We start from the raw sequence: 15,494 nt of genomic DNA on the forward strand, positions 1-15,494 counted from the left end.
TCGGCACCGGGCGACAGCGCGTCCGACGACCAGGAGGGCACCAGCGATGAGCAGCCAACCCGCAGCCGCCTCCGATGCCGAGGTGGGCCCGGACGGCTCGGACGCCGCGATGGTCCCGCACGACGGCCCGGACGGCTCGGTCGGCGCGGCGGTCCTGCTCGGTTGGCTCAGCCTCGCCTGGTTGACCCTGCTGATCGTCTCCGTGCTGAGTACCCTGGGGTCGTCCACCGACGGGGTGCTCGCGGTGACCGAGACCGCGTACGGGCTCCCGGCGGTGATCTTCGCGGCGCTGATCGCCGGAGCGGGTGTCGGACAGGCGGTCCGCCGGCTGGCGCACCGGTGGCTGGGCGCGGCGGCGGTGCCGAGACTGTTTGTCGCCCTCGGCTGCGGAGCGTCGACCGGCGTCGGTGCCGCCGCCGCTGTCGTGTTCGGCGACGGCCGGGGCGGGTCGGCCGTCGAGATCCTCGGCTGGGCGCTGTTCGCCGGCGCCACGGTCGGTGGTGCGTTGACGGGTCTGCACCGTCGTGCCGGCCTGCTGACGGCGGCGGCCGCCGCCGGCGCGCTGGCGGTCGCCGGCACGACGACCGCCCGGGAACTTGCCAAGGGGCCGCTGCTGGAGCTGTTCGGAGCCGCCGACACCGCCGGATCCGTGCTGGCCGCGCAGTCCCGACTGGTCTGGGTCACCGCCCTGCTGGCCGGTGCCCTCGCCGGGCTGGTGATCTTCGGCTACCTGCACCGGGCGGTACGCCGGTCCGGCCGGTCGCTGCCCTGGCCTGGATACCTGGTCGCCGGGGCCGGTCCCGGCCTGCTGTTGGTGATCGCCGAGGTGGTCACCCGGGTCGGCGGTGCCCAACTGCTCGATCTGGCCCGGTCGTTCAGCGAAAGCGACCAGGCCTTCCAGACCATGGCCGACGGGGCCCGAATCAACTCGGCGTTGATCGTCCTGTTCACCGCGGCGTTCACCGCGTTGATCTGCCTCGGCCGGACGTTGCCCGGCCAGCCGGCTGCGGAGCCGGCTGCGGGTTCCGAGCCGGCCGGGGATTCCGAGCCGGCGGTGGGCTCGGCGGGCATCCGCTGACGTACCTGGTCGGACAACTTTCCGTCACAGTGACGCGGATCCCTCCCAGGTTCGTGCCAAGCGTCAGTTCGGCGACCGTCGCTCCTCGGCCGCACACCTACCGTCGAGCGAGTGGACGGGCAGGACAGCACGCGACAGGCGCTCGATGGGCGGTACCGGCTGGGGGCAGAGTTCTCCCGTGGGGCGGTCGGCGCGGTGCACCGCGGGCACGATCTGCATGACGACGTGCCGGTGGCGGTGAAGGTGCTCCGGTCGGAGGCCGCCGAGCATCCCGATTTGGTGGAGGGCTTCCACACCGAGGCCGCTCTGCTGTCCCGGCTGAACCATCCGAACGTGATCCGGCTCCGGGCCCGGACCGCCGTGGGCGACCTGCCCGCCCTGGTTCTGGACCTGGTCGACGGCGACGACCTGCGCCACCGGGTCCGCCGGGACGGTCCGCTGCCACCGGCTGTCGCGGTCGCCGTCGCCGCGCAGGTCGCCACTGCTCTGTCGTACCTGCACGAACGTGACATCGCGCACGGCGACGTCAAACCGGCGAACCTGCTGGCACCGGCGGACGGGGGCCGGGTGCGGCTGATCGACTTCGGCGCCGCCCGGGCCGGGCATGCGGCGGCTCCGGATCAGGCCACCCTGGCCACCCCTGAGTACGCCGCGCCGGAGATCGCCTGTGGCGGTCCGCCGACCTGGTCGTCGGACGTCTATGCGCTCGGCATCGTGCTGTTCGAGTTGCTGTGCGGCCGTACGCCGTACCGGGGCGGGAGCGCCGACGAGGTCCTCGCCCGGCACCGGCGGTGTGCGCCCGTACCACCGGCGGGGCTGCCACCGGCGGTGTGGCCGGTGATCGAGCAGTGCCTGGCAGCGCGACCGGCGGACCGGCCGACCGCCCGGTCGCTCGTCGCCCGGTTACGTGGTCTGGAGCCGGCGCTCGACGGCTGGCCGGCGTTGCCGGCGTTGCCGGCGGATACGGTCACCTGGTGGCCCCGCGACGTTCCGGCCACCGCTGGGGCTGCGGTGGGAGCGCGGCCCCGACGCCGGGCACTGCAGTTCGGCGTGTTGGCCGGTGCGGGGCTCGCGTTGTCGGCGGTGGTGGCGGGTCTCACCCTGGCGGCCGGGCAGGGGACCGGTCCGCAGCCGGGTCGGCTCAGCGGGCCGATCGGCCCGGTCGGCGCGTCGGTTCCGCCGGCTGCGAAGTCATCGCCGGTGTCGGTGTCCCCGGGGGAACCGGAGGGTGGGGCGTCGTCGGGAAGCTCGGTTGGTCCCACCGGCCAGGTAGGTTCGAGCGGGATGGCTGGGTCTGGTGTGGCCATCGGGACGCCGCACCCGTCCGACTCGGGACAGCCACCAGGCTTTACGGAGGATATGCCCGGTGAGCTGGGGCTCCGGATCGGGGACCCGGTGCCACAGTGGCCGATGTCCGGGGTGGCCGGACCGGACACTCCGAACTAGTCAGACGAAGTAGACTTCATGCTTCAAACTTCGCTAATGATTCCTACACGCGGGCATGTTGCTGCGGGTAACATATTCTTTGTCCGTTTTGCTGCCTGATGGTAAATATTGATCTTCCTTACCGGACCGTCGTCCACAGACAGTGCACTATAGAACACGGTTGGTCGCGGATCGCGCCAAATCCTGGACGTAGAGGCGACAAAGTGGCAGCGTAGAGGGCATGGCGGATGTACGAATCAATCCCACGGCGGCAGCCCTTCTCGGCCTGCTCCATGAAGGACCCATGACAGGCGGGCAGCTGATGGCTGAAGCTGACCGTCGACTCGGCGCTTACTGGTCGATGACCAGAAGTCAGGTGTACCGGGAGCTACCGGTGCTCGCCGAGCAGGGCCTGGTCCGGCTCGGCAAGCCCGGGCCGCGGTCCAGCCAGCCGTACGCGATCACCGCGGCCGGCAAGCGCGCGTTCCTCAAGTGGTTGGCCGACGCCCCGGGTCGCGACTCGGTGCGTAACCCGATCGCGTTGCGGGTGGCGTTCGGCGAACACCACACGGCCGACCAGCTCAAGACGGTCTACGCGGACGCGAGCGAGCATCACACCGAGGCGTTGGCCGCGGCCCGCGAGCAGGCACGCGAGGCGAAGAAGAACGGCGACACCTTCGGGGCCGCCGCGCTCGAGTTCGCCGTCGCCTACCACAAGGCCGCACTCTCCTGGCTGAAGACCGCACCGGTGGGCTGACCACCGGCGCCGGTCGTCGGTGGTCACGACGTATTGTTGTCGGTTGTGACCACTGCCGACTATGCCGACCAGCTCAAAGATCTTGACGCCACGCTTCGCCGGATCGAGGCGGTCATCGACATCGATCGACTGCGCCGCGACCGGGCGGAGCTGGAGGAGGCTGCCTCTGCCCCCGACCTCTGGAACGACCAGGCGAGGGCACAGCAGGTCACCTCTCGGCTGTCGTACGCGAACGCGGAGATCGCCAAGCTGGAGTCGTTGCGCACCCGGCTGGACGACGCGGCCTTGCTGCTGGAGATGGCGCAGGCGGAGGAGGACGCCGGCACGGTCGCTGAAGTCGGCACCGAGCTGGCCGGGTTGCACAAGGCGATCGAGGAGTTGGAGGTGCGCACGCTGCTCTCCGGGGAGTACGACTCCCGGGAGGCGCTGGTGGCGATCCGGGCCGGGGCCGGCGGTGTCGACGCCGCCGACTTCGCCGAGATGCTGCTGCGCATGTACCTGCGGTGGGCGGAGCGGCACGGCTACCCCACCGAGGTTTACGAGACGTCGTACGCGGAGGAGGCCGGTCTCAAGTCGGCCACCTTCACGGTCAAGGCGCCGTATGCGTTCGGCACTCTGAGTGTTGAGTCCGGAACGCACCGTTTGGTGCGGATCAGCCCATTCGACAACCAGGGCCGGCGGCAGACCAGCTTCGCCGGCGTCGAGGTGCTGCCGGTGGTCGAGCAGACCGATCACATCGACATCCCGGAGAACGAGATCCGGGTGGACGTCTACCGGTCGTCGGGGCCGGGCGGGCAGAGCGTGAACACCACCGACTCGGCCGTACGGCTCACCCACACCCCCACCGGCATCGTGGTCACCTGTCAGAACGAGAAGTCCCAGCTGCAGAACAAGGCCGCCGCGCTGCGCGTGCTGCAGGCCCGGCTGCTGGAGCGCAAGCGACAGGAGGAGCAGGCCAAGATGGCCGGGCTCAAGACCGACGCCGCCGGCTCGTGGGGCGACCAGATGCGGTCGTACGTGCTGCACCCATACCAGATGGTGAAGGATCTACGGACCGAGCAGGAGACCGGCAACCCGACCGCGGTGCTCGACGGTGACCTGGACGCCTTCATCGAGGCTGGCATCCGCTGGCGCAAGCAACAGGAACTTGCCGAGGACTGATACCGGTAGCAGTCGTCTAACTACTATTCGTCCTCAAGTCTCATGTACGGCCTGTGACTGAGCCCATCATTTCGGGTGGTGTCGGTCCGGTCCGGACGGCTGATTTCCTGGGTTTCGCGGGGATTTGCTGGTACGAAACCTCGCGCATTACCGACATAGGAGACATCCGCCATCAGGCTGGACTTGGCGTAGCCGTTACACCGCGTAGACTCACCACCCGTGATTGCGCTCGAGCAAGTGACGAAGACGTACCCGAAGGCGTCCCGGCCCTCGCTGGACAACGTGTCGGTCGCGATCGAGAAGGGCGAGTTCGTCTTCTTCATCGGTCCGTCCGGCTCCGGCAAGTCCACGATCATCAAGCTGCTGCTGCACGAGGTGACCCCCAACCAGGGCAAGGTCATCGTCAACAGCAAGGACGTCACGACCATGCGCTCCTGGAAGATCCCCAACTTCCGGCGCTCCATCGGTTGCGTGTTCCAGGACTTCCGGCTGCTGCCCAACCGCACCGCGTACGAGAACGTCGCCTTCGCCCTCGAGGTGATCGGCAAGACCAAGGCGGTCGCCCGGCGGGTCGTCCCTGAGGTGCTGGAGCTGGTCGGCCTGGGCGGCAAGGAGCACCGCTACCCGCACGAACTTTCCGGTGGTGAGCAGCAGCGCGTCGCGGTGGCCCGGGCGTTCGTCAACCGGCCGCTGGTGCTGCTCGCCGACGAGCCGACCGGAAACCTCGACCCGGACACCTCGATCGAGATCATGCGGCTGCTGGACCGGATCAACCGCACCGGTACCACGGTCGTGATGGTCACCCACGACTCGAACATCGTCAACCAGATGCGGCGTCGGGTCATCGAAATCGAGGCCGGCCGGATCGTCCGCGACCAGGCTCGCGGCGTCTACGGCTAACCAGCCACCACGGCTCCACCGGGGCCTGTGTCGGCCGGCACCGGCACGTGGCGGCCTGGTACCACCATCCAGCGGCAGATCCGGAAGAGGAACCCGATGCGCGCGAAATACGTCCTGTCCGAGGTGATGGTCGGGCTGTGGCGCAACGTGACGATGACCGTCGCCATGATCATCACCATGGCGGTGTCGCTCACCATGCTGGGCGCGAGTGGTCTGATGTACCTGCAGGTCAACTCGATGAAGGACTTCTACTACGACCAGATCGAGGTCTCGATCTTCCTGGTGTCCGACGTCTCCGAGGAGCAACGCGACAGTCTGCAGAGCTCGCTCGACGCCGACCCGTTGATCTCCAACGTGACGTACGAGTCCAAGGAAGAGGCGTACAACCGCTTCCAGACGCTCTACGCCGACGCTCCGGATCTGGTCAACGCGGTCGAGCCGGACCAACTGCCCGAGTCGTTCCGGATCAAGTTGATCGATCCGGAGGAGTACCAGGCGATCTTCGACAAGTACAACGGCACCGAGGGCATCGACGAGATCGTCGACCAGCGCAGACTGCTCGACAAGATCTTCAACATCCTCGGCTCGGTGCAGAGCATGGCGCTGATCGCCGCGTCGATCATGGCCGTGGCGGCGTTGCTGCTGGTCGGCAACACGATCCAGGTCGCGGCGTACAGCAAGCGGCGCGAGGTCGCCGTGATGCGACTGGTCGGCGCCTCCAACTGGTTCATCCAGGCCCCGTTCGTACTCGAAGCCGTCGTCGCCGGCCTGTTCGGCTCGCTGCTCGGCTTCGGTGCCCTGGTGCTGGGCAAGATGTTCCTGCTCGACGGCTCGCTGCGCGACCTCACCGAGCTGCTGACCCCCATCGAGTGGAGCAGCGTACTGCTGATGTTCCCGGTGATGGCCGGCGTCGGCGGCCTGGTCAGCGCGATCACCGCCTGGGTGACGCTGCGCTTCTACCTGCGGGTCTGACGCCCCTACCTGCGGGTTCGACCTCGACCCGATCCGATTCCACCTGCCGCCGCGCGCCGGTTGGTCACCGGAAAGCTGGTACCGGCCGGCGCGTCGTCGCGGGGTAACATGGCGCGGTTGTCCGTCGGCGCCGCGTCTGCGCAGCGGCGCCCGGGTCCGGAGAGGAGGCAGCCATGCCGCGGGAGAAAGGGCGCAAGGTCGTCGCCTCGAACCGCAAGGCTCGGCACGACTACGCCATCACCGACGTGTACGAGGCCGGCATGGCGCTGACCGGCACCGAGGTCAAGTCGCTGCGCTCCGGCCGGGCCTCACTGGTGGACGCCTTCGCCCAGGAACGGCAGGGCGAGATCTTCCTGTACGGCATGCACATCCCGGAGTACGACCAGGGCACCTGGACCAACCATGAGCCCCGCCGGACCCGCAAGCTGCTGCTGCACCGCACCGAGATCGACCGGCTGCTCGGCAAGCTGCGGGAGGGCGGGCTGACCCTGGTCCCGCTCTCGGTCTACTTCTCCGACGGCTGGGCCAAGGTCGAGCTGGCACTCGCCCGGGGCAAGAAGTCCTACGACAAGCGGCAGGACCTGGCCAAGCGGGACGCCGACCGGGAGATCCAGCGGGCGGTCGGCCGGCGTGGCAAGGGGATGGGCTGACCGAGCAGCACCTTCTGTCCGTAGCCGGCTCAAGTCTTCCGGCCGTAATCGGGATGAAGCCGGGGGCCGGAGGCGTTAGGATCGGTTAGGACGCGGACCACCTCCGGGCCGCGCCGCACACCAGGGGGTGACTGGTTTCGACTTCGTACGTTGCGGCAGGGGAAGCGAGCCGAGGAAGCCGACGTCGTCTCGTGAATCGGTCGTCGGAAACCAATAAGCGCCAACTCCAAGCGCGCTGACTTCGCTCTCGCCGCCTGAGGCGAGTAGCAAGTCTGTCGGTCTGGGACTGCCTTCGGCCCAGTAACCGGCATCAGTGAGAGGGCTGGCCTAGCGAACCCGGTCGCGGGGTTCGTGCGGCGAGATCAAACGCGACTGGGCCCGTCACATCGACTCGCTCGCGTGATCGATGGGGCCGAGTAGAGGCACAGCGAGCTGCGCTCGGAGAAGCCCTGGCAAGACGCCGAAGGACCCGGGTTCGATTCCCGGCACCTCCACGGACGACAGCCGGCCCACCGCCGCCAGGCGGTGGGCCGGCTGCATTGTCGGGCCGAACTCACCATGTGTAGCCCACCGCCCAGTTGGTCCGGGAACCCGCTGCCAACCTGGTGCGTCTGACCCGACATGCGCCGTTTCACCGCCCTGTTGGGCATAACACTGATCCTGATCGCAGGTTGCGCGCGGACCGACGGGACCGGACCCGGCGGGCCAGGCGGGTCCGCCGACGAACGCTGGGAGACCTTCCAGCAGCGTGCCGACGAGGTCGCCGAGGCGTGGCGCACCGCGAGCGGGCGGCAGGAGTGGCTGGCCGGCTACGCACCCCTGCAGAGCCGTACCGTGCTCCCCGCCGAGCCCGGGTTCACCCCGGAGACCGAGCAGGCGTTCCACGCCGGGTGGTACCGGGCCGAGCTGACCGTGTCGACCGAGACACCCGCCGACGGCACGGTCGACTTCCCCGACGGGACGCTGAGCGTACCGCTGGTCAGCGCCGCCGACGCGTACGCGGAACTACGCCAGGGCGACCCGCCCCAGTGCGACGCGGCCCGACCTGGCCCCGACCCGACCAGCAGCGCCACCGACCTGGGCGGCACACCTGGCCCGGACGACGGTGTCACTGACTCCGGTGAGCTCGGCTGCCAGGCGCTGACCGTCACGGCCGCCACGCTCGGCACCGTCGAGCTGCTGACCAGCCGGGGCACGGCGCAGGTGCCCGCCTGGCTGTTCGACGTCGCCGAACTCGACGGGCCGGTCGCCCGGGTCGCCGTCGCCGAATCGGTCGCCGTACCGGCACCCGACCCGCAGGTGCCGGACGCGACCGGCCTCACCACGTTCGTCACCGCACAGGACCTCACCGGCGTCGACGGCACCGAGTTGGCGTACCGACTCGGCGTCGGAGCCTGCGACAGCGACATCACCCCGTTCGTCCAGGAGTACGCGGACGCAGTGGTGGTCGCCGGCGGTGTGACCCGCACTGCGCAGGAGTGCACCGACCAACTGCTGTTCCATCCGGTCACCGTGACCCTCGACGAGGCGCTCGGTGACCGTACGGTGCTGGACGCGCTCACCGGTCGCCCACTGCACGTCGCTGCGGGCGGCTGAGCCATGCCGCAGCCGTACGGCCCGGGTCAGGAACCGGATGACACCGCCGTGACCATGTCCCAACTGCTCGACCGAGGGCTGCCCGGGCAGCGCCAACCGGCTGGAGCCTGGAACCTGCCCGCCGGGGAGGCGGTGATCCTGGCCGGTGACGCGGCGACCGGCAACCGGATCCGGATGTGCCTCGACGTCGCCGGGATCAGCGCTGCGGTTGTGGTGCTGGCACCGTCAGGGCAGCTCGAGTGGCAGGGTGATGCCGTCGAGTGACCGCGGGCACGGGCAGTCCCGATCCATCGGCCAGGTCTCCAGCGCGGCCAGCAGCAGCGCGCGTAGCCGAGCGGTGTTCTCGCCGAACACCCGGAACACCTCTTCCTGGGTGACCGCGTGCCCACCCTCGACGCCCGCGTCCAAATCGGTCACCAGGGCGATCGACGTGTAGCACAGCGCCAGCTCCCGGGCGAGGATCGCCTCCGGGTGGCCGGTCATGTTGACCACCGCGCCGCCGATCGCGGTGAACCACCGGGACTCCGCCCTAGTGGAGAACCGTGGCCCCTCGACCACCACCACCGCACCGCCGTCACGTGGCTGCAGGCCCTGCTCGGCGCCGACCCGCAGCAGCACCGACCGCCCGGTCGGGCAGTACGGGTCAGCGAAGCTGACGTGCACCGCACCCTGGTCGTAGAAGGTCTGCACCCGCGCACTGGTCCGGTCGATCAACTGGTCGGGCACCACGAACGTGCCCGGGCCGAGCTCCGGGCGCAGCCCGCCGACCGCGCACGGCGCCAGCACCTGGCGTACGCCGAGCGAGCGCAGTGCCCACAGGTTGGCCCGGTACGGGATCCGGTGTGGCGGATGCCGGTGATCGCGGCCGTGTCGGGGCAGGAACGCGACCCGCCGCCCGCCGACATCGGCGACGGTGATCGGATCGGACGGTTCACCGTACGGCGTCGGCACCCGGTGCTCCGTCGCGTTGTCCAGCAACGCGTACAGCCCGGATCCGCCGATCACCGCGAGCTCTGCCTGCGCCTGCATCAGATCCCTCCCGTTTCGGGCAGGGTGGCCGGAAACACCGATGCCACGCCCCCGCGGTTAGACCTTAACCGGGCGCTGCCGAGCAAGCTATGGTGCCAGGCATGGCTTTCACGGCACCCGTGGCGGATCGTCGCCGCGCCGTCCGCGCGGACCGTGCGGGTCGTGACTGCGCCGCGTGGGCAGGTACGGGAGGTCGAGGTGCACGGTGAAGGTCAGCGGATCGGGGGACGGTCGATGGCGTCGATGACCGGCCAACTGCTGGTCGCGACGCCAACGCTCAAGGATCCCAACTTCGACCGTACGGTCGTGCTGCTGGTCGCCCACGAGGCCGGGGGAGCGCTCGGGGTGGTGCTGAACCGGGCCACCGAGGTGCCGGTCGCCGAGGTGCTGGGCGGCTGGAGCAGTCTCGCCCGGGAGCCGTCGGTGCTGTTCGAGGGCGGCCCGGTGCAGCCAGAGTCGGCGATCTGCCTGGCCCGTACCCGCACCCAGACCGGCCGGGTGAAGGGTTTCCACCGCATCGCCGGCCCACTCGGCACGGTCGACCTGTCGACCGACCCGGGGCCGCTCGCCGAGTCGATCTCCGGGATCCGGGTCTTCGCCGGCTACTCGGGCTGGTCGGCCGGGCAGCTGGAGGAGGAGATCAACGCCGGCTCCTGGTTCGTGCTCGAGGGCCTGCCGGACGATCCGTTCATGGCCCGCCCGGACGACCTGTGGCCGATGGTGCTGCGCCGCCAGCGCGGCATGATGGCCGCCGTGGCCCACTTCCCGGCCGACGTCTCGATGAACTGACCCTCGCGCGTCGATGAACTGACCCCGCGACCCGGGCGGCCGACCCCGCGAGATGACCGCGCGGGGCGGCGTGTGTAGTATTGCCGGGTGCCCGGGAGATCCGGGCCGACCGGGGGCCGTGGCGCAGCTGGTAGCGCACCACACTGGCAGTGTGGGGGTCAGGGGTTCGAGTCCCCTCGGCTCCACCCGTGTTTATGCACGTTGACTGACTTCAGTCGTCGATAGCTTTTTCTTGTGATTTCATGGTCGCCGGTAGTTCGTCGAGCGGTTTGAGAGTCCGTGGCCATTCCGGCCGGCCGGTCGCGGTGACCGCAGGCGGTGCGCCTCCCGATGGCATGCGGTGGGTAGGCGACGATGATCGCGGACGACGGATCGGTCGCGTCGGCACGGGTCCGTTACCGGACCCGCGCGCCCGGCACGTCTACATGATCAATGATCACCGCCGCTGGCAGCCACGGGTCATTACCGCACCGCCTGCCAGGGTCACAGCGGCAGACCGATTTGCCGTGCGACGGTGAGGAAGTCGTAGTAGATCCGACCGCTCGCGATCCGGCCGCCCCGGAACTGGTAGATCTCGCAGCTCAGACCCTCCACCGGCCGTCCGCTCGGTGGCAGCGCGTCGCCGTTGGGCAGCTCGAACGGGCCGGTCTGCGTACCCCGGTTGATCACTTCGGCGACTGCGGTGTCGCCGCGCACGATGAGCGCGGTGATCTCCGTCCGGGCGTCCGGCATCGCCCGGCGGTTGGTTCGCTGCCGGGCTAGGTATGGCTCCGGACCGGTGGTGACCTCTCCGGCCGCAACGTCATGCGCTGCGAAGTCCTCGGTCAGGAGTTCGGCCATCGCGGTGATGTCGTCGCGGTTGAACCGCGCGTACAGCTCACGCAGAGTCGCCTCGTTGCGCGCCTCGCGCTCCGGATCGGTGTCCGACTGGCCGAGCAGGCCGATCAGAAACCCTCGCGTTTCGGCGCCGAGTGTTCTGGTGCTGGTCATGGTGTACCTCCTGAGGTACCGGTTGGCGGTGGCTGCGGGCGGGTGCCGGGCAGCCGGTAGCGCCATCGTGGAATCGGACACGGCGGCCGAACTTCTCAACGTTTGCTGATCCGCGCCGGCCGTACCGGCCATCGGGTGGACCGCCCGGATCGCCCTGCCTGGTTCGCCGTCGCTGACGCCGATCGCAATCGGGGAGAGGTCCCCAGAACCGCCCGGCCGTATCCAGGAACTAGCAGCGCACGTCGCGTCGCCGCCGGTCGGACACGCACAGGCTGGCCGGCCCATCCAGCCGAAGAGGAAGCGTCAATGACGATGATGAGAACCGCCGGGCGGGCCACGGGCCACGGCCCTGGCGGCCCGAGCCGCATGCTGGCCGGATTCGCGGTGGCCGCCGTACTGCTGGCCGCCGGATGCACGACGGACCAGTCGCCACCGCCGGAGTCGGTGCCGCCGCTGAATCCTGCGCCGACGCAGCCCCAACGACCAATGCCGATCCCGCCGCCGACCAGCCCGGTGACGCTCGCGGAAGCACGGTCCTTCCCCGCCGGGGACGCGTCTGCCGACATCGTCGCGGCCGACATCGACGGCGACGGTGTCCTCGACCTCGCCACACCGAACTACAACAGCCACGATCTGGTCTACCTGATCGGCGACGGCCGCGGCGGCTATGAGCCACCGGTGACGATGGCCGCGGGTCGCACGCCGAACGGGATACTCGCTCGGGATCTCGACGGGGACGGCCACCTCGATCTGGCCACAGCAAACCTCGGGTCGGACGACGTCAGCGTCTACCGAGGACTGGGCGGCGGCCGGTTCGCCGAACCGGTGCATCATCCGGCCGGCGACGGTCCCGCCCGGATCGTCGCGATCGATCTCGACCGGGACGGTGCGCTGGATCTCGTCACCCCCAACCTCAACGGCGATGACGTCACCGTCCTGTACGGAACGGGCGACGCGACCTTCGAGGCTCCGGTGTCGGTACCGGCTGGTGACGGACCGCTGCGGATCGCCGTGGCCGACCTGGACGGAGACGGACTGCTGGACCTGGCGAGCGCGAACTACAACTCCGACGATGTCACCGTGATGCGCGGTGACGGTCGGCGTAGCTACTCGGCGCCGGTGGCGTACGCCGCCGACGACACCGCAGCCGGGATCGTGGTGCGCGACCTCAACGGCGACGGGATACTCGACATCGCCACGGCGAACTACGACGCCGACACTGTCGCGGTGCTGTTCGGGCAGGGCGGCGGCAGGTTCGCCGTACCTGCCCTGTACCAGGCCGGTGACGCGCCGTCGGACATCGTCGCGGTGGACGTCAACGGTGACGGTCAGCTCGACCTGGTGACGGTCAACTTCGACTCCGACGACATCACGGTGCTCGCTGGGGACGGCCGGGGCGGATTCGCCGCACCTGCCTCGGTGACGGTGGAGGACGGCCCACCGGCGTTGCTCGTCGCCGATTTCAACGGTGACGGTCTGCCGGACATTGCGACCGCGAATTCGCTGTCCGACAGTGTATCGGTGATCATCAACCAGGGTTGACCAGCGACGGCGGGGGTAGGCGCCGGGCGTTCGACGTCGGCGCCTGCCCCTGCGTCAGGCGGACCCTCGCCGGAAACATGAGTATTTCGAGGATCATGTCGCCCCCTCCACGTGGGCCGAATGAGCGGTCCTGTGTAGTCCGCCCTACTTCAACGGGCCTTCTTGGCTATTGTGCATCGACCGGCATCTCCGGCCCGTGGCTGCATGACAGCGCGGTAAGCCTGTCGTACACTCCGTGAGTATCCAGCTCGGTCGCTCAATGCGGCGTCAAGATCTTTCAAGGAATTGTTAGTACGCGATTCCGGTCATCGCCCGTCCAACATCAGCCAGGAGCGTCGACATGTCCCCTCGCGTGACCGGGATCGGCGGCTACTTCTTCCGGTCCCGGGATCCACAGGCTCTCGCCCGTTGGTACTCGGACAACCTTGGAATCGATCCGTGCCCCGGTGGCGACCAGGTGTGGACTCAGGCTGCGGGGCCGACGGTCTGGGCTCCGTTTCCTGAGGACACCGACTACTTCGGCGCCCGTGACCAGGCGTCGATGGTGAACTTCAGGGTCGAAGATCTTGACAGGATGCTCGATCAGCTCCGGGCGAGCGGCACGACGATCGTGGGCGACGTGCACACGGAGCCGATCGGCCGCTTCGCGTGGGCGCTCGACCCGGAGGGCAATCGCTTCGAGCTGTGGGAGCCGGCCTAGGTCTTAGCCAGATGCACGCCCGTCTTCGGCGTGTTTGACCAGTGCAATCGAGAGGAGCGCAGTGTCAGACCCAACCAAGCCACCGTTCGGCACCGTTGTCGGCTTCGACCTGACGGTGCAGGACGCTGACCGGGTACGGGACTTCTACGCCGAGGTGATCGGCTGGAGCCCGATGCCGCTAGACATGGGTGGTTACAGTGACTACTTCATGATGAGCCCGGCAGGGACGCCCGTCGCCGGAGTGTGTCACGCGCGTGGGGGCAACGCGGACCTGCCACCGCAGTGGTTGTCCTATGTCTGCGTCGACGACCTCGATGCCAGCATCAAACGTGTGGTTGAGTTGGGCGGCGAAGTCGTCGCCGGGCCCAAGGGCACCGCGCCGGAAGCGCGATTCGTGGTGATCCGCGATCCTGCCGGCGCCGTGCTGGCACTTCGCGAGCCCGATCGTCCACAGGACGGCTGACTGCCGTCCGGCTGCCGCCCAACAGAGGTTGGCCGACTCATCGGCGTCACTGACGCTTCCACTGTCGCCACGCCCGCTAGATCGTTGGCGGGCGTGGCGACGCCTCCCGGACCCCTGATCGCCGGCACCCCTTGGAGTACGCCATGACCCATACCCCCAGCCAGGATCTGATGGCGCCGTCACCCGAGCAGGGGGAGGCCGTCCTGCTGCCATGGTTGCGACGGATGCTCGAGGACAAGCCCGTCTGGCAGGACGGATACGGAGTCTGGCATGTCTTCCGGTACGCGGACGTGCGGCGGCTGAGCGCCGACCATGAGACGTACTCCTCGGATCAGAGCCGGGTGAATCCGGCAGCCGCCGAACTCGCTCAAGGTAACCTCACGATGCTTGACCCGCCGGAGCACCGGTCATTACGGCGGCTGGTCAGCGCCGCGTTCACCCCGCGTACGGTTGCCGAGCTCGAGCCACGGATCGCCGCAGTGACCCGTGAGATGATTTCAGATCTCGACGGTGAGTTCGACCTCGCAGAGCGGCTGGCCCACCCTATGCCGGTCACCGTGATCGCGGAACTGCTCGGGCTGCCCGTCGGTGACCGGGCGTTCTTCGCGGCCTGCGCCGACCGGCTGTTGAGCATCCACACCGATGATCCGAACGATCCGGCGCTGATGGAACGCTTCACCGCAGCCATGGGGGACCTGTCCGGGTACCTGCTGGAGCACTGCCAGCAACGTCGGCGGAAGCCTGCCGATGATCTGATCACCGCGCTGGTCACCGCCGAAGTGGACGCGCGACGGTTGACCGATCAGGAGGCCGTCAACTTCTGCACGCTACTGCTTTCCGCCGGTCACATCACCTCGACGCTGCTGCTCGGCAACGCAGTGCTGAGTCTTGCCGAGCAACCCTCGACGTGGCAGCGGCTGCGCGACGATTCGGCGCTGATCCCCTCGACCGTCGAGGAGGTGTTGCGGCACCGGTCGCCTTTCGCGCAGGTCGTCCGGGTCACCACCACCGATACCGAGCTCGCCGGAGTGCAGATACCGGCCGACTCGTACGTGATGCCATGGTTGGTGTCGGCGAACCGGGACCCGAGGGTCTTTGCCGACCCGGACCGGTTCGACATCGACCGTACTCCTAACGACCACATCGCCTTCGGCTTCGGCGGACACTTCTGTCTGGGCGCGCCACTGGCCCGTATCGAAGCCCGCGTCGCGCTGTCCGCGCTCGTCGAACGGTTCGCTGATCTACACCTCAACCCCAGTATCCCGCTGCGGTTCTACGGCCGTGGCGTGTTCGGTGTACGCGCCGTCCCGGTCGTGACGACCGTTTCCTGACCGAATCGGCCGGGCCCGGCCGGGTACCAGCTGAACTGAGACCAAGGGGAGATGCGATGACTGACCAGAGTCAGGAGCCCACCCGAGATGCTCGGCGCCAGCCGCCGCGGT

At 68.9% G+C, this 15,494-nt stretch carries 16 protein-coding genes, 1 tRNA gene and 1 other RNA gene; 16 read left to right on the plus strand and 2 right to left on the minus strand.

The genetic code is table 11. From position 1 onward, the window contains the following. The first annotated feature begins 46 nt into the window (after nt 1-46). The 10 genes from O7543_RS24675 to O7543_RS24720 all read left to right on the plus strand — a co-directional run bounded on the left by O7543_RS24675 (nt 47) and on the right by O7543_RS24720 (nt 8,803). Nucleotides 47-1,078, plus strand: a complete 1,032-nt coding sequence (locus tag O7543_RS24675) for a hypothetical protein (protein WP_281551693.1) — start codon at nt 47-49, stop codon at nt 1,076-1,078. A 111-nt stretch (nt 1,079-1,189) separates the two neighbouring features. Continuing rightward, nucleotides 1,190-2,524 carry a serine/threonine-protein kinase gene (locus tag O7543_RS24680; protein WP_281551692.1) on the plus strand — a complete coding sequence of 445 codons (1,335 nt, stop codon included), beginning with the start codon at nt 1,190-1,192 and terminating at the stop codon, nt 2,522-2,524. Nucleotides 2,525-2,744: 220 nt separating this feature from the next. Further along, nucleotides 2,745-3,260, plus strand: a complete 516-nt coding sequence (locus tag O7543_RS24685; protein WP_123603708.1) for a PadR family transcriptional regulator — start codon at nt 2,745-2,747, stop codon at nt 3,258-3,260. A 45-nt stretch (nt 3,261-3,305) separates the two neighbouring features. Then, on the plus strand, nt 3,306-4,421 hold the full coding sequence (gene prfB / locus O7543_RS24690) for a peptide chain release factor 2 (protein WP_281551691.1): 1,116 nt from the start codon (nt 3,306-3,308) through the stop codon (nt 4,419-4,421). A 219-nt stretch (nt 4,422-4,640) separates the two neighbouring features. Further along, nucleotides 4,641-5,321: a cell division ATP-binding protein FtsE gene (ftsE, locus tag O7543_RS24695; RefSeq protein WP_123603706.1), complete on the plus strand. Its 681-nt coding sequence runs from the start codon at nt 4,641-4,643 to the stop codon at nt 5,319-5,321. Between the two features lie 96 nt (nt 5,322-5,417). Next, nucleotides 5,418-6,293, plus strand: a complete 876-nt coding sequence (gene ftsX / locus O7543_RS24700; RefSeq protein ID WP_281551690.1) for a permease-like cell division protein FtsX — start codon at nt 5,418-5,420, stop codon at nt 6,291-6,293. A gap of 173 nt (nt 6,294-6,466) precedes the next feature. Then, nucleotides 6,467-6,943 carry an SsrA-binding protein SmpB gene (smpB, locus tag O7543_RS24705; protein ID WP_123603705.1) on the plus strand — a complete coding sequence of 159 codons (477 nt, stop codon included), beginning with the start codon at nt 6,467-6,469 and terminating at the stop codon, nt 6,941-6,943. A 123-nt stretch (nt 6,944-7,066) separates the two neighbouring features. Then, nucleotides 7,067-7,440, plus strand: a transfer-messenger RNA (tmRNA) gene (gene ssrA / locus O7543_RS24710). A 124-nt stretch (nt 7,441-7,564) separates the two neighbouring features. Further along, nucleotides 7,565-8,539: a hypothetical protein gene (locus O7543_RS24715; protein WP_281551689.1), complete on the plus strand. Its 975-nt coding sequence runs from the start codon at nt 7,565-7,567 to the stop codon at nt 8,537-8,539. Nucleotides 8,540-8,587: 48 nt separating this feature from the next. Continuing rightward, entirely contained in the window at nt 8,588-8,803 is a 216-nt protein-coding gene (locus O7543_RS24720; protein WP_281567268.1) for a hypothetical protein, read from the plus strand. Here the strand turns inward: O7543_RS24720 and O7543_RS24725 are convergent. After that, nucleotides 8,765-9,568, minus strand: a complete 804-nt coding sequence (locus O7543_RS24725) for an S-methyl-5'-thioadenosine phosphorylase (RefSeq protein ID WP_281551687.1) — start codon at nt 9,566-9,568, stop codon at nt 8,765-8,767. The genes O7543_RS24720 and O7543_RS24725 overlap by 39 nt on opposite strands. Nucleotides 9,569-9,766: 198 nt before the next feature. On the opposite strand from O7543_RS24725, the gene O7543_RS24730 reads away from it, so the two are divergent. Together O7543_RS24730 and O7543_RS24735 are read left to right on the plus strand one after the other, a co-directional pair. After that, nucleotides 9,767-10,357: a YqgE/AlgH family protein gene (locus O7543_RS24730; RefSeq protein ID WP_233606431.1), complete on the plus strand. Its 591-nt coding sequence runs from the start codon at nt 9,767-9,769 to the stop codon at nt 10,355-10,357. Between the two features lie 112 nt (nt 10,358-10,469). Then, a tRNA-Ala gene (locus O7543_RS24735) sits at nt 10,470-10,542 on the plus strand. A gap of 298 nt (nt 10,543-10,840) precedes the next feature. On the opposite strand, the gene O7543_RS24740 is transcribed toward O7543_RS24735, so the two are convergent. Further along, the gene (locus tag O7543_RS24740; protein WP_281551686.1) at nt 10,841-11,347 is read right to left on the minus strand and encodes an ester cyclase; all 507 of its coding nucleotides are present in this window, start codon (nt 11,345-11,347) and stop codon (nt 10,841-10,843) included. Between the two features lie 306 nt (nt 11,348-11,653). Between O7543_RS24740 and O7543_RS24745 the strand changes: the two genes are divergently transcribed. From O7543_RS24745 to O7543_RS24760, 4 genes are all read left to right on the plus strand, one after another. After that, nucleotides 11,654-12,889: a VCBS repeat-containing protein gene (locus O7543_RS24745; protein ID WP_281551685.1), complete on the plus strand. Its 1,236-nt coding sequence runs from the start codon at nt 11,654-11,656 to the stop codon at nt 12,887-12,889. A 340-nt stretch (nt 12,890-13,229) separates the two neighbouring features. Next, complete coding sequence (locus tag O7543_RS24750) at nt 13,230-13,589, plus strand: VOC family protein (protein ID WP_281551684.1); 360 nt, start codon at nt 13,230-13,232, stop codon at nt 13,587-13,589. 61 nt (nt 13,590-13,650) lie between these two features. Beyond that, nucleotides 13,651-14,052 (plus strand): VOC family protein, encoded by a 402-nt coding sequence (locus O7543_RS24755; protein ID WP_281551683.1) that lies wholly within the window; start codon nt 13,651-13,653, stop codon nt 14,050-14,052. Nucleotides 14,053-14,195: 143 nt separating this feature from the next. Beyond that, entirely contained in the window at nt 14,196-15,383 is a 1,188-nt protein-coding gene (locus O7543_RS24760; RefSeq protein ID WP_281551682.1) for a cytochrome P450, read from the plus strand. The last annotated feature ends 111 nt before the right edge of the window (nt 15,384-15,494 follow it).

This window comes from Solwaraspora sp. WMMA2080 (genome assembly GCF_027497395.1).
Classification (GTDB): Bacteria; Actinomycetota; Actinomycetes; order Mycobacteriales; family Micromonosporaceae; genus Micromonospora_E.